The 13450-nt window shown below is 41.1% G+C and carries 14 protein-coding genes; 6 read left to right on the top strand and 8 right to left on the bottom strand.

All coding sequences use genetic code 11. The annotated features are described in order from the left end of the window. Positions 1 to 13: 13 nt before the first annotated feature. Together V7K62_RS19725 and petL are read right to left on the bottom strand one after the other, a co-directional pair. Positions 14 to 454: an ATP synthase subunit I gene (locus V7K62_RS19725; RefSeq protein WP_099101761.1), complete on the bottom strand. Its 441-nt coding sequence runs from the start codon at positions 452 to 454 to the stop codon at positions 14 to 16. 269 nt (positions 455 to 723) lie between these two features. Beyond that, positions 724 to 819 (bottom strand): cytochrome b6-f complex subunit PetL, encoded by a 96-nt coding sequence (gene petL / locus V7K62_RS19720; RefSeq protein WP_334866938.1) that lies wholly within the window; start codon positions 817 to 819, stop codon positions 724 to 726. 229 nt (positions 820 to 1048) lie between these two features. Here petL and aroB point away from each other — a divergent pair, with 229 nt between their 5' ends. The 3 genes from aroB to V7K62_RS19705 all read left to right on the top strand — a co-directional run bounded on the left by aroB (position 1049) and on the right by V7K62_RS19705 (position 3544). Beyond that, on the top strand, positions 1049 to 2140 hold the full coding sequence (gene aroB, locus V7K62_RS19715; protein ID WP_334866936.1) for a 3-dehydroquinate synthase: 1092 nt from the start codon (positions 1049 to 1051) through the stop codon (positions 2138 to 2140). A 230-nt stretch (positions 2141 to 2370) separates the two neighbouring features. Further along, on the top strand, positions 2371 to 2970 hold the full coding sequence (locus V7K62_RS19710) for a Uma2 family endonuclease (protein ID WP_334866934.1): 600 nt from the start codon (positions 2371 to 2373) through the stop codon (positions 2968 to 2970). A gap of 298 nt (positions 2971 to 3268) precedes the next feature. Beyond that, the gene (locus V7K62_RS19705) at positions 3269 to 3544 is read left to right on the top strand and encodes a hypothetical protein (protein WP_334867060.1); all 276 of its coding nucleotides are present in this window, start codon (positions 3269 to 3271) and stop codon (positions 3542 to 3544) included. 169 nt (positions 3545 to 3713) lie between these two features. On the opposite strand, the gene V7K62_RS19700 is transcribed toward V7K62_RS19705, so the two are convergent. Beyond that, positions 3714 to 3923: a hypothetical protein gene (locus tag V7K62_RS19700; protein WP_334866932.1), complete on the bottom strand. Its 210-nt coding sequence runs from the start codon at positions 3921 to 3923 to the stop codon at positions 3714 to 3716. A gap of 533 nt (positions 3924 to 4456) precedes the next feature. Between V7K62_RS19700 and V7K62_RS19695 the strand changes: the two genes are divergently transcribed. Next, a complete protein-coding gene (locus V7K62_RS19695) occupies positions 4457 to 4768 on the top strand; it encodes a hypothetical protein (RefSeq protein ID WP_334867058.1) in 312 nt (103 codons plus the stop codon). A 235-nt stretch (positions 4769 to 5003) separates the two neighbouring features. Continuing rightward, a complete protein-coding gene (gene trxA, locus V7K62_RS19690) occupies positions 5004 to 5342 on the top strand; it encodes a thioredoxin (RefSeq protein ID WP_334866929.1) in 339 nt (112 codons plus the stop codon). 269 nt (positions 5343 to 5611) lie between these two features. Here the strand turns inward: trxA and V7K62_RS19685 are convergent, their stop codons facing one another. From V7K62_RS19685 to V7K62_RS19665, 5 genes are all read right to left on the bottom strand, one after another. Then, positions 5612 to 6145, bottom strand: a complete 534-nt coding sequence (locus V7K62_RS19685) for a dihydrofolate reductase family protein (RefSeq protein WP_334866926.1) — start codon at positions 6143 to 6145, stop codon at positions 5612 to 5614. A 570-nt stretch (positions 6146 to 6715) separates the two neighbouring features. Continuing rightward, positions 6716 to 6970, bottom strand: coding sequence for a TIGR03643 family protein (locus tag V7K62_RS19680; protein WP_094351153.1), 255 nt, complete (start codon positions 6968 to 6970; stop codon positions 6716 to 6718). Between the two features lie 39 nt (positions 6971 to 7009). Continuing rightward, positions 7010 to 8809: an ABC transporter ATP-binding protein gene (locus V7K62_RS19675; protein ID WP_334866923.1), complete on the bottom strand. Its 1800-nt coding sequence runs from the start codon at positions 8807 to 8809 to the stop codon at positions 7010 to 7012. 81 nt (positions 8810 to 8890) lie between these two features. Further along, positions 8891 to 10684 carry an ABC transporter ATP-binding protein gene (locus V7K62_RS19670; protein WP_334866921.1) on the bottom strand — a complete coding sequence of 598 codons (1794 nt, stop codon included), beginning with the start codon at positions 10682 to 10684 and terminating at the stop codon, positions 8891 to 8893. An 88-nt stretch (positions 10685 to 10772) separates the two neighbouring features. After that, complete coding sequence (locus V7K62_RS19665) at positions 10773 to 11606, bottom strand: WD40 repeat domain-containing protein (RefSeq protein WP_334866919.1); 834 nt, start codon at positions 11604 to 11606, stop codon at positions 10773 to 10775. A gap of 264 nt (positions 11607 to 11870) precedes the next feature. Here V7K62_RS19665 and V7K62_RS19660 point away from each other — a divergent pair, with 264 nt between their 5' ends. After that, the gene (locus V7K62_RS19660; RefSeq protein ID WP_334866917.1) at positions 11871 to 12932 is read left to right on the top strand and encodes an L-histidine N(alpha)-methyltransferase; all 1062 of its coding nucleotides are present in this window, start codon (positions 11871 to 11873) and stop codon (positions 12930 to 12932) included. The last annotated feature ends 518 nt before the right edge of the window (positions 12933 to 13450 follow it).

The following is a 13450-nucleotide window of genomic DNA, read 5'->3' as shown; positions in this document are numbered from 1 at the left end:
GTGAGCCTGACTTTTAAGAATCAGGAATGAACGCAATTTGCACCATATAGACGAGGAGCGTGGCTTTGTAAGTTAGAAATCCCAAAAAAATGGGGAGAATCTGTAGCTCACGCCATTGAGTTGCCACGATCATCACTCCCAAAAATACAGCAAAACGAGTTTTGCTCAGACTGGTTTTCTCACTACCGAGCTGCTCAACATCTCTAGCCAACATTTTTAAGTAAACCACACCTGTACACGCCCCAATTAAATAATTTAGGGCAATGTTTAAGGAATAAAAAATCCACACAGAGATAAAAATAACCCCCGTCAAGACAAGCGTGATTACCAATAATCGCTGGAAGAGTTGATGGAACTCTTGCATGGAGTTACCTGATTCTGTGTCTTCAGAACCAGTTTTAGCATCTTGTTGCGTTGTCGGAGTGGGCGCAATTGATTCGTCAGACAAGCTCACGGGACTTGAAACCAGTACAGTAAAATATGATGACTGCACATTCAGTCAGATGAATCATATCACGATCCGGTAACAATACTTTAGGAAAAAACAATTAACTTCTTGTCAACATTAGCCAGTAAGTGCCGACGCACTAAAGCCTACGGCACTTTCACTAAGTCCGCCGACATGGGCTTGGTGAAAAAGTAAGGGTTTTATCGGATATTGATAAATTGAGGGTGGGCAAGATGCCCACCCCACAAGAGTCTTGGGTTGAATATACCTCTCGATTAAATTATCTTGGCAGTCCGCAGACCGAACAGCAAACCTACAGATAAGCCAAAGAATAAAGCCAAGAAGAGGACATAAGCTACAATTGCAAACATTTATTTCTCTCCAGAATACTTCCTAAATCTATTGAATCATTAGTTGTTGGGCATTGGGTATTGGGCGAATGGCATGGGCATTGTGCATTGGGTATAGGGCAGAGGGGAAATACTTAGTACAACTTCCCCCTGCTTCTTCCCAATCCCCTATGCTCTATGCCCTATCCCTATGCCCATTTCCTAGATTGCGATACAATACACCCCACAGGCGCTTGTTTGGGGTTGGGCAATGACTTCTGTAATTAATGTAAATCTACCAGAGCAGTCTTATGAGATTGCGATCGCACCTTCGAGTTTAGATCAACTGGGTCAACAGATGTCCAGTCTCAAGCTGGGCAAGAAGGTACTGCTGGTTTCTAATCCGACGATTTTTAAGCATTTTGGGGAAAGAGCAATCACATCCCTAACATCTGCTGGATTTGAAGTTGCTAGCTGCACCCTACCACCTGGTGAACGCTACAAAACCCTCAATTCCATCCAAAAACTCTACGATATCGCCTTGGAAAACCGCCTAGAACGTTCTTCTACAATGGTGGCTTTGGGCGGAGGTGTAATTGGCGATATGACTGGCTTTGCGGCTGCAACTTGGCTGCGCGGTATTAATGTTGTCCAAGTGCCTACCTCTTTGTTGGCGATGGTAGATTCGGCAATTGGTGGCAAAACTGGCGTGAATCATCCCCACGGTAAAAACTTAATTGGGGCATTCCATCAACCGCGTTTGGTTTTGATTGACCCAGATGTGTTAAAAACTCTACCTATGCGTGAGTTTCGGGCAGGGATGGCAGAAGTTATTAAGTACGGTGTGATTTGGGATGCCGAATTATTTTCCCAGTTGGAAGCAAGTAAACGCCTCGACCAACTCCGCTATGTCAAACCTGACCTAATAACAAACATATTAACGCGCTCTTGTCAAGCTAAAGCTGATGTTGTTGGCAAAGATGAAAAAGAAGCCGGATTACGCGCAATTCTTAACTATGGACATACCATCGGTCATACAGTAGAAAGTTTGACTGGTTATCGTCTAGTGAATCACGGTGAAGCAGTGGCTATTGGCATGGTAGCAGCCGGTCAAATTGCTGTGGATTTGGGACTGTGGCAAAAGGAAGACAGAGAACGTCAAAATGCTTTAATTCAAAAAACGGGTTTACCGACTAAGTTACCAGATGGAGTAGATATTGAAGCAATTATTGAGGCGTTGCAGTTAGATAAGAAAGTCAAAGCCGGGAAAGTGCGGTTTGTTTTACCAACAGAGATTGGTGTAGTAACAGTTACCGATGAGGTGCCATCGGATATTATTCGGCAAGTTTTGCGGGGAATGTGAACAATTTAAAGAAGAATTCAGGAGTCAGAATTCAGGAGTCAGAATAAAAATTAGTTGCTCTATCCTTCAATTACGAATTACGAAGTTATTGAGCCATGATACTCCAAGCTAAGAGGATGTTTGAAAAGTCTACGCTTGTATCTAGATCCCCCCTAGCCCCCCTTAAAAAGGGGGGAATAACGTTCTCAAAGTCCTCCAATTTATCGGAGGATTTAAGAGGATCTAAAGTTTTGGATACCTCACTCACCACTTTTCAAACAACCTCTAAGAATCAATTAACCTTGCAAGAGTTCTTAAATCTTCCAACAGGTAAGGGAGATATAAGTTATGAGCTTGTTGATGGTCAAGCAATTCCTAAAATACGAGCTAAAAAATTCCACTCTAAACTTACCCGCGCTCTTCTCAATTTAATTGAGCAGTGCTGTGATGCTAAAGGAGAGGTTTGCCCAGAATTAGCTGTCGCATTAACTCGTCGAGGGCGAGATTGGATGCCAATACCAGATATTTTATATATTTCTAATGAACGTTTACCCCCTGATTGGAATCAAGAAGGAGCATGTTCTGTTCCTCCTGATTTGGTGATTGAGATTATTTCCCCAGGACAAACCTTTGGGCAAATGACGGCTAAAGCCAAAGACTATTTAGATGCTAAGGTGCTGCGAGTGTGGGTATTAGATAGTAAAGCCAGAAGCATTACTGTTTTTTATCCAGATGCAGCACCACAAACTTATATGGGAGAAGAATTACTCACAGATTCTTTATTTGAGGGACTAGAATTTACTGTTGAGCAGGTGTTTCAAAAGGCGAAAATACCATTATCTACTGAATAGCACAATTCTCTTACTCTCAACATCCATCGAAATTCCAAGCGGCGGAAGTTTGCTTACCTTTAACAAGTTGCTTGAGCAACTTGTCTGATTAATTGAGATGGTAGCTGGATTTTCGCTGTGCTGTACCAATAGTTTAGTTGATTAATTCACCCATTTGTAGGAGGTAATTAGCAACCCAATAAGTGTACTTTGCTTATAATCAGACCAATACAAGATGGTTTGAAGCAGGATTCACGCAACAGATGTATCAACTATGTTCAACCTAATATTCACCAGATGTATAAAAATAAAACTCTTGGTGGTTTCAACAGCTTTTTTTCTGGCTGTACAAACTTCTGCCAATGCTCAACAGGCTGTTCCTAGTTTGACGCCAGCACAAGCTCAACATTTATCCCGTGACTTGGTTCCATATAATTCTCAAGACTTTTTTAGGCAAGGAAAAGATTCAATTGAGAGAGAAATTCAAATTCTTAGGCAAAGACAACAGCCCTCAATTAAACCTGTTCTTAAGATTGATTCAGTACCGCAGATTAAAAGACCACATCCCCAGCAAAAACCCCAACGTCTTATCTAAGTAAGAATAATCATTATTCTATGAGACTTTAGATGGCAATTTGTTGTAGTGTTAAGTCTGGAGACATAGCACATAAACTACATTCCCAGGCATCAGAATCACTATGCTCTGCTTCTGGGTTACACAGGTTTTGCGTTTTCAATTAACTTTGCAATATAAATTTACAATTTTAATCGTCTAGCAAACTCATCAACGCTTGAATTTCAACGTCTTGCGGCTCTGATAATTCAGCTTGTAACTTTAATAATTGATTCTGTAATGCCTCTGCTGCATAGATCATATTAGATTCTTGTGCAATTTTTAGCTGATTTTCTTTAATTTTGATTTTTTTAAGTAAGTTATTTTCAACATGAATTGAATTGTAATGTTGAGCAATCATAGCTTTACATTTATTATCAATCTATGGAGTGCAATTAAGTTTACCACTTATGTATTATTCCACACTTTTCTCATTTTTTAAATATTGCGGTTTTCAGTGAGCTACAAGAACCCCACCCCCAACCCCCGCAAGCGAGGAGAGGACTATGATAGTTTTTTTCACAGTTCCATTCTCAATAGTTTGGGGATATGGGCTTAAGAGGATGTTTGAAAAGTCGCAAAATATACTAGCCCTGGCGACTAGAAGTCGCGGCTATATAGGCAAAACCCACCTCCGTGGGTTGGGTTTTAAACCCTTGATTTTCTCTTAGTCTACGAAGGTGGACTAAGCTTTGTCTACTAGCGAATGATATTCGCCTAATACTTTTCAAACATTCTCTAATACTATGTCCATATTTTTACAGACTTTTACAAAAACAGAAATCATATATATAAGATTGATTGACTTGGGGCGGATTTTTAGATACACAGATTAACTTGTCTATTATTTTACCGAGTCTTGTAGATATGTTAAAGAATTTTTTCGTGAACAGTATGAACTTCAAGTTGATAAAGGGAAACATTTACACCTTTGTAAAAATTATATCTACAGTGCTGATAACAAGTGCAATTGGATTGGAATCGTGGAATATTTATGCAGTAATAAATAATATTAATGTACCAAGCAGCCTTAATCCAATTTTTTGGATTGAGCGTTTTGCTATGATGAGCCATTTCATCGAGAGTATTATAGCAGCTTTTTACGCACCTTCAAGAAAAAAGATGCCAATAAAATATGCTACTTATACTTTTTTTGTCGGCACTATTGGGTTGTTAGAACTGTTTGATCGGCAGGATGACTATTGACGCTTCTACGCCTTGGAGATATAGGTTTTTGGATGAGGTTGGTTGCTTGGCTGCGTAATGCGATCGCACTCTACGTACAAAAATTGTAAGTTATTAAATATACGCTCCTCAGCAAACCTCAGTTACGGGGTTTTTCGAATGTAGATAACTGGTGAATCTGACCGGCAGAAGGGAGTATAGTTTATATAGTTAGCTTTTTGCTGAAATTTTAGTTTGATACTAAGGAGTTAAAAAAATGTCTACTGATACTCAGATAGTTGCTTACGTTCAAGAAAGTGAATTTGATGTTGTTTTAAATGGAAGTGATGAGAAAGTTGTTGTTGTTGATTTTACTGCTACTTGGTGTGGCCCCTGTCGCTTAATCAGTCCATTAATGGATCAACTTGCTGAAGAATACAAAGGTCGCGCTAAAGTGGTGAAGGTAGATGTTGACAGCAATAAGCCGATTTTCAAACAATTCGGTCTTCGCAGTATTCCAGCGGTTTTAATTTTTAAAGATGGTAATTTAGCAGAAACCATCGTAGGAGTTTCTCCTTACGAGGACTTCAGCAACGCTGTTCAGAAGCTTCTTTAGCTAATTCGTAATACTCGCCTCCGGGGAGAAGCAAGCTAGATAATTCGTAGAGAAGATCATTAAAAATTACGAATTATTTTAGACATTTCCTTTTCACCCATAATGGTTAAGGCTAAAAACTAAAACTGGCGTAGGTTGGGTTGAGAAACGAAACCCAACCCAACTTAGTATTCTTCTTAGGGACTTCCAAATAAAAAAACATCCAATAATTTCTTGTGGGGTGGGTGTCTCACCCCACAAGATTGGATAGTTTATTTGTTGGAAATCCCTTAACTCAAGTGTATTGACCTATAATGTGCTTGAAGTAAACCACCTGGGTATTGTTTTGAGTTAATCAGCTCCAATTTTTCTTCAGGGGTAGGTGATGGGAAAAGGTATATACCGCCACCTAAGATAATTGGAATAGTTGAAATAATATATTCGTCAATCAAGCGGTGCTGAAGAAACGAATTGATTAATGCTCCGCCACCAACTAGCCAGATGTTTTCTAAGCCTTGAGCCTCTATATTTGCTAACGCCTGTTTTACTGGGTCAGAAACAAACACAACGTCATCACGGTCAGATTGGAGATGGCGCTGGGTGAAAACGAAGGATTTCTTTCCCGGATAAGGCCATTGATCAAAACCAAGCCCTACTTGATATGTCTTGCTACCTAAGACGATAGCATCAATCGATTCGTAGAAAGCACTGTAACCGTAGTCTTCACCGTCTGTATCAAGGATTGATAGCCAATCAATTCCGCCATCATTTCGAGCAATGTAGCCATCCAAACTAGCTGCAATGTAGAGTGTAACTTTCGTCATTGTGCTTGGTGAATTTGGTAGTTTTCACTCAATTGGTGCAAGCGATGCCTGCGGCAACGCGAAGCGCGTAACACAGGCTTATTTCTTCTACAGCATTTTAGATATTTTAACGTATCGCGGAAGTCCCCATCTTCTCTGCGAGACGCTAACGCGAACAAGGTACTCCTAAGATGGGGATTGTGAGCGGGGGATGAGGATTGCATCTGGAATTGATTTTTTGCTGTGCAAAAACAAATTTTGGATGTATGACGAATCCCCAGGATTTTCTGGTAACATAGGTAATATCTTGACCATCAATGCCACAAGCGAAAAGCAAGCTAATAGGTATATGTCGTAAGAGAAAGATTTGGGTCTTGGGAACCAGGACTCCTGCCCTTGGAGGGAATGTCAGACCAAAAAAACTACGGAGTAATTGATGGCTATTCCCGATGAATTGGGAAGCTCAGACTTCAGGCGAAGCCAAGTCTGAGTAGTTCACTTGAACATATCACATCATAGCGATGTCTACGACGGGCTATGACGCTCGATGACTCGCTACCGCTTCGCTATCGGCGTCGCTTACCCAATTACTTAAGTTTTTTGATTGTGCGATTTAAACCGACCTGCAATAAATTCTCGCTGAGATAAATGCTTTGTATTGCGTTTGGTGACTCGCTCTCGCCACATCTTGAAACTAGATTCTTTCATTTCGCGCCTCATTAGGGCGATTACCTGTTTCTCCAGTAGCCCAAACTGAGCCTCAATAGCATCAAAAGATGTTCTATCTTCCCATGCCATTTCGATGATCCGATCGATGGTTTGTGAATCGAGGTTAGGTAGCTTCATTCTTTTGCTGACAATTGGTAAATTCTCGCTATATATATTTTACTTTTCATTTTGAAGAACCATTGTGTCTGCTGCACCCAGTTGCAGAGCATAGAGGTTGGCATAGACACCCTGATGATTGACGAGTTCGGCGTGAGTGCCCTGTTCTACAATTTGTCCCTGCTGAATTACTAATACCTGATCTGCCTGGGTAACTGTACTGAGACGGTGGGCAATTACGAAACTGGTACGACCTTGGAGCAAGCGAGCGATCGCACTTTGCACTAGCGCTTCTGTACGCGTGTCAATGCTGCTGGTGGCTTCATCAAGAATCAAAATTCGGGGATTAATTAATACCGCACGCGCAATACTGATTAGTTGTCGCTGTCCTTGACTGAGGGGTGCGCCCCGTTCACCCAATTGAGTTGTATAACCCTGTGGTAGTGAGGTAACGAACTCATGCACATTTGCTAGTTGTGCAGCCTCTTCGATATCAGCTTGGGTGGCGTAAGGAGCGCCAAAGGCAATGTTTTCGGCGACGGTGCCGCTGAACAGAATATTGTCTTGCAGGACGATGCCAATTTGACGCCGCAGACTTGCTTGAGTAACACTACGCACATCAATATCATCAATTTTCACTGCACCGCCAGATACATCGTAGAAGCGCAAAATCAAGTTAATAATTGTACTTTTTCCCGAACCGGTCTGCCCTACTAACGCAACCATCTGCCCTGGATAGGCGTGCAAATTCACTCCTTTGAGAACTAGTTGATCTGGGTTATAGCCAAACTTCACATTCTCGAATGTCACCTCACCTTGAATAGGCGGCATTTCTGTGGCATCGGGTGCATCTTTGAGTTCTGACGGTTCATCTAATAATAGAAAGATTCGCTCTAATCCAGCGAAGGCAGATTGAGCTTGGGTGTAAAACTGGCTGAGAATTTGGATCGGGCGGAAGAATTGCTGGACGTAAAGTAAAAAGGATGTCACCACACCCACTGTTGCAGCTCCTGTTACCGCCAGATAACCGCCATAAGCTAACACGCCTGCGGTTGCTAGTGTGTTGAGAAAATCGATGGAGGGCAAAAAGGCTGAAGTAATTGCCACAGCCTCAACGTTGGCATCTCTATTGGCAGCGTTAAGAATGTCAAATTCTTCAATATTCATCTGTACACGATTAAATGCCTGTGCTTCTCGCACGCTGCCAATATCTTCTTCTAACTTGGCCGAAAGCTCCCCAATAGTTTGTCGGGTGACGCGAAATCTGGCTCTTGCCCAACGTGCAAATAAGCTTGTGGTAAAAATCATCAGTGGTACAACCAGGTTGCTCAACAAACCAAGTTGCAGGTTGATTGAGAGCATTGCAATTACAATGCCAACCAAACTGAAAGTGTTGCCCAGCATTTGGGCGATCGTCAGTCCAAATGCTTGATTCACAGTATTGACATCATTCAGCAATCGGCTCATTAAATCGCCTGCTTCGCTGCGGTCAAAAAAGCTGAGTGGTAGACTTTGGATTTTAATGAAAATATCTTGCCTCAGTTGAGCCAGTAATCGCTGCATAATCCAGCCGACTCGAATAATTTGACCCCGAATTGCCAACACACCAAGTCCATAGTTCAGCCCTAGTAGCCCTAACAACATCAGCAGTCCTTGCAAATTCCCTTGTGCAATCAGATGATCGATCGACCAGCCGATAAAGAATGGCCCAACTGCTTGGGTTATGGCACCAATTAATACTAATGTCAGGGCGATGGGAATTTCTTTGCGATAGAGTAGCACGTATTGCAAAAAGCGCCGCAGGGTGGAAAGTTGCTGACTCGTCTGCTCAGATGCAACAACGGGAATAGTGCCTCTCATAAAAATTTTGGATTTTAGATTTTGGATTTTGGATTAAAAGTCTTTTTTACAAGGCTGGTTCAAAATTTCCAGCCAGAGTAATTATCCTAACTTGGGATCATTTTTTTGCTTCGGCTTTACCTGAGATTCCAAAATCACACCGTAGAGTGGGCTGGTTTGCATCAATTCCTCGTGAGTACCTTGTGCTACCAATCGTCCTTTATCCATAAGAAAAATGCGATCGGCATTCTGGACGGTGCTAATACGTTGAGCTACTACAAAGGTTGTACAAGCTTTTTGGCGCATTAAGTGGTCTAGTTCGGCTTGAATTTGGGCAGCAGTCTTTGCATCTACCGCTGAGGTACTGTCATCAAGAATCAGAATGCTGTAATCGGTTAGTAAGGTACGAGCGATCGCAATTCGTTGTTTTTGTCCACCAGATAAGCCCACGCCCCGTTCACCCACAATCGTCTCGTAGCCATCGGGTAGACCGCTAATAAAATCGTGCATTTGGGCAGTTTTGGCAACTTCAATCACCTGCTCTAAGGTGGCATCGGGTTTGGCGTAGGCAATATTTTCGCGGATTGTGCCAGAGAAAAGGGTGGTTTCCTGAAATACAATACCAATACGCGATCTGAGGCTTTTGAGTGTGAAACTTTTTATATCTCGTCCGTCAATGCGAACTGCTCCCTTTGTGACATCGTAAAAGCGGGGAATCAGGTTCATAATTGTGCTTTTCCCCGAACCAGTCATTCCGAGAACGGCGATTAGCTCGTTGGGCTTGGTTTCAAAGGAAACTTCTTTGAGAGTTTCGGTTGTCGCTCCTGGATAGCGAAAGGAAACATTTTCAAAGGTAATTCTACCCCCACAGGTGTCAAATGGGACAGCACCGGGGCGATCGCGAATTTCTACCTCTGCGTCTACAACTTCGTAGACTCTTTCCGCAGAAGCAGCTGATTGAGCGATCGCGGGTGCGGCAAATCCAATTAACAAAATCGGTTGGAGTATCAACGCTAGGTAGGAGTTAAACGCCACCAGTTCCCCAATGGAAAATCTGCGCCCAATCACCTGCGCTCCCCCATAGCCGAAAACTGCCAGTGTTACCAAATTACTCAGTAAAAAGATCAACGGAAAGGTATCACGGATGGCGCTAATGGTTTTCATGTTTGCCTTGACTAGGCCATCATTCAGTGTCGTGTAACGCGACCTTTCAGTTGACTCCCGCACAAAGGCTTTCACTACCCGGATTCCTAGCAAGTTCTCTTGCAATACAGCATTGAGGTTGCTCAGTTGCTCTTGTACTTGCCGAAAAAGTTTGTTATTTCGGCTGATGAATCGCGCCATTAACCATGCGGAAATGGGCACTACTGTGAGGGTAATTAGGGCTAATTGCCAGTTCATCACCAGCAAAAGTACCGAAATACTCACCAATGTCACAATTGAACCGACGACCTGAATTAAGCTAGTGCCAACAAAGGTACGAATCTGCTCAATGTCGCTGGTGACACGGGTTAGTAGTTGGGAAGTCTGCGCCTGGTCATGATAGCTGAAACTGAGATTTTGAATTTTGCTAAAAATTTTGTTCCGCAGGTCATAAGCAACACCCTGAGACACTGCTTCTGCTAGATAGCTTTGTCCAAAATTAAATACCCCACGAGCGATCGCCGCTACTACCATCCAGGCGGCGCTGTATAGCACAATTTGGAGGTTTTTTGGCGTGATCCCCTGATCAATTCCCCACCGAAATAGTTGTGGGGTAATAGCGTTGGCGATCGTTAACAGCAATAAGCTGACTAATGCTCCCAGTGAAGTCCATCGGTAAGTGCTTAAACTCTTAAGCACACGCTGGGTTGACTTGATTGACGAAGTTTCCTGAAGTTCTGGTAGCTGAACCAATGGTATTTACCCCTGTATCTTTGGAAAATTATCACCTACTTTGATTGTATAAAACTGGTTGGCTAGTCCATCTAGGGTGTTAGTATTATCACACTCCCCAGACTTTGATAGTAGTATCGTTAGCAAAGTAACTACTAACGTCACTGGAACTGACAATAGTTTGGCCATCTGGGCTGATAGCAATGTCTACAATTCGAGATGAATGACCTTCCAGTATGCAAAGTTTTTCACCCGTTTGTAAATCCCACACAATGATTGTATTGTCTGCACCTCCACTAACGATAACTTTAGCATCTGTGCTGAAAGCCACAGGTGCGGAGCCTTCAAGCGTATGTATTTTTTCTCCCCTAATTAAACATACACTTACTATACCTTCAGATGAAATGAGAAGTGTTTGCGTATCAGAAATGAAAGCGATATTAACATAATCAGTAACATCATCAACATCATCATTTGGTAAATCTATATCCAAAGTGCGTATTAGGTGACCTGTTCTTAAATCCCAAAGGTTGCACTTTCCATTATCAACACTTACTAGAGTTTTCCAATCTGAACTGATTGAAAAACACAAAGACATTACAGTTTCCCCATTCCATGCATGAAGGCATTTAAAAAATTCATAGGGTATATATTCTTGTAATACCTCTTTTGCTGACAATTCTGTACTTTCTTGAAGTAGAAAATAGGCAGCTTCCCTCACTTCTCTTGAAGAGTCATGCAACGAATGAATAATTATTTCTAAGCCAGCTTGACCATATTCAAAAGCATCCAGAAGAGCATCAATTTTTTGCTCAATCCTTCCATACGCCATCAACTGGTTAATTCTTTCAAGTTCTCCCAAAACTACACCGTCTGCTGGGAATTTAGAATGACCGCACAGAGATATATCATGCTCTTTTGGCTCTTGGGAATTATCTACCATAATGTAAGTAGGCAGACATAATTAAATCTAATATGTAATTGCGAAGAGGAACGACGTTTGCGGAGCTTTCCCGTTAGCATAGCATCTCTGCCAAAAGAAGAGTAGCAAGGTTTATGTTGTTTTTGATTAAATACTGTATGACTTGCGGCAAATTATTTGTGATTAAAATTTCAAGTTTTGGGACAGTGGTATGGGAGAATACATTTCTAGCAAGCATTGCGGCTAATCAATTTCAAGACCGAAAAAAACCAAAGAACAAGAATAATGGCTCAAAATTTTCATAGCAATTCCCAACTTCCCTTAGATATTTCATCTGCTATCAGTCGCACAGCAAAGCCAAGTTCTGAGTTCTACTCTCTTTTTTCTGAAGAAGAAGTTTTAGGGATGATTCATGCATTAGAAGTCAGACGAGAAATACCTCTAAAGTATTCTTATAAAGGTAGAGGTGCAACAATTTGGAACGATTTTTATCTAAAATATATTATTCCTAGATGGTATGGAAGATCAAATGTAGAAATTGACCTTTTAAAAGATAGTTTTCAATGTCTAAATAACAATATAAAACCTGGCAAAAAAGTCAATATTGTAGACGTTGGTGCAGGAAATTCCTATCCAGTTAAAAAATTTATCCGCAGACTGAATAAATTAGGAAAGGTGAATAAATATATTGCCTTAGATATTAGTGAAGAATTACTTCATGTATCCAGAAATAATTTTAAAAAATGGTTTCCTTTCGTTGAGTTTATTAGTTCCCCAATTGATATAGAAAATAGTTGTGTACCCAAAATTTTATTCCAAAATCCAGCTAGTCTGGAAATTGACGACACAGCAAAAATCTTTTTACACTTAGGAGTTACCATTGGGAATCATCAAAATAGAGATGAGGTACTCAAAAATTTTAGAGATAGCATGGGGAAAAACGATTTTCTGGTATTCACCAACGAAACTGGTTCTAACTCTCAATGGGATGGAATAGTTAGAGGTGGCTGCAAGTATCATGTAGAAGAAATATATGGGTGGGTTAAAAATAAGATTGGGATTAAATCTGAAGATTGCGAATTAGTAAGAAAGTATGATTTAAAAACAGATAGTATAGTTGCTAATCTGAAACTCCGTCATGATTACACTATAAATTTTAGTCAGATGGGGATAGATAAAAAGATTGAAATCTCTGAAGGTGAAGAGATTACTATTTGGCGACATCACAAGTATGAAATGCCTAAACTTTTGCAAGAAATAGAACGTTCTGGACTACAACTTCTTCACTATAATACTGACAAATACAAATCACATATTATGGTGATTTGTCAGGTTGCTAGTAACTAAGCTTTTCAATTCGATTTCCTCTGTCATTTCCAAAACAGCGAACCTACAGCAAATTGGGTATAACTCAATACGCTTGGGTTAACGCAAAAACCCTTAAACTGCGTAGGTTGGGTTGAGGAACGAAACCCAACATTTCCGGGGCTTTGTTGGGTTAAGCAAAGCGCAACCCAACAAAGCAATTTTTCTGACAAATACAAATCATATATTATGGTGATTTGTAAGGTTGCTAGTAACTAAGTAAGTGGGCGTGAATAATTCCCATTGTTCTCTCGTTTATCTCGTTCCCAGTCTCCGACTGGGAATGCCTGATTAGGGGCTGCTGCCTCCAGTCAGATATTGAGTCAGAGACTCAATGAATGCATTCCCAGTCGGAGACTGGGAACGAGGGAAGTCTTATCAAGCTAGGTTTTTAGGAGAGAGATGAAAGTGTATTGCATACAAAGGAGCGATCGCTATAGTGAAAATTTTTCTTATCCGTATCTAGGGCGTGTCAAACATTTTTGATGATGCTAAAAAAT

Source organism: Nostoc sp. (assembly GCF_036917935.1).
GTDB lineage: Bacteria > Cyanobacteriota > Cyanobacteriia > Cyanobacteriales > Nostocaceae > Nostoc.
Note: the sequence above shows the minus strand (reverse complement) of the source record. Positions and strands in the feature narration are given on the sequence as shown.

Coding starts and splice junctions, on each gene's coding strand:
- V7K62_RS19700 (WP_334866932.1), bottom strand. CDS start 3,923: ATGATTGCTCAACATTACAATTCAATTCATGTTGAAAATAACTTACTT.
- aroB (WP_334866936.1), top strand. CDS start 1,049: ATGACTTCTGTAATTAATGTAAATCTACCAGAGCAGTCTTATGAGATT.
- V7K62_RS19695 (WP_334867058.1), top strand. CDS start 4,457: ATGAACTTCAAGTTGATAAAGGGAAACATTTACACCTTTGTAAAAATT.
- V7K62_RS19660 (WP_334866917.1), top strand. CDS start 11,871: ATGGCTCAAAATTTTCATAGCAATTCCCAACTTCCCTTAGATATTTCA.
- V7K62_RS19665 (WP_334866919.1), bottom strand. CDS start 11,606: ATGGTAGATAATTCCCAAGAGCCAAAAGAGCATGATATATCTCTGTGC.
- V7K62_RS19685 (WP_334866926.1), bottom strand. CDS start 6,145: ATGACGAAAGTTACACTCTACATTGCAGCTAGTTTGGATGGCTACATT.
- petL (WP_334866938.1), bottom strand. CDS start 819: ATGTTTGCAATTGTAGCTTATGTCCTCTTCTTGGCTTTATTCTTTGGC.
- V7K62_RS19680 (WP_094351153.1), bottom strand. CDS start 6,970: ATGAAGCTACCTAACCTCGATTCACAAACCATCGATCGGATCATCGAA.
- trxA (WP_334866929.1), top strand. CDS start 5,004: ATGTCTACTGATACTCAGATAGTTGCTTACGTTCAAGAAAGTGAATTT.
- V7K62_RS19675 (WP_334866923.1), bottom strand. CDS start 8,809: ATGAGAGGCACTATTCCCGTTGTTGCATCTGAGCAGACGAGTCAGCAA.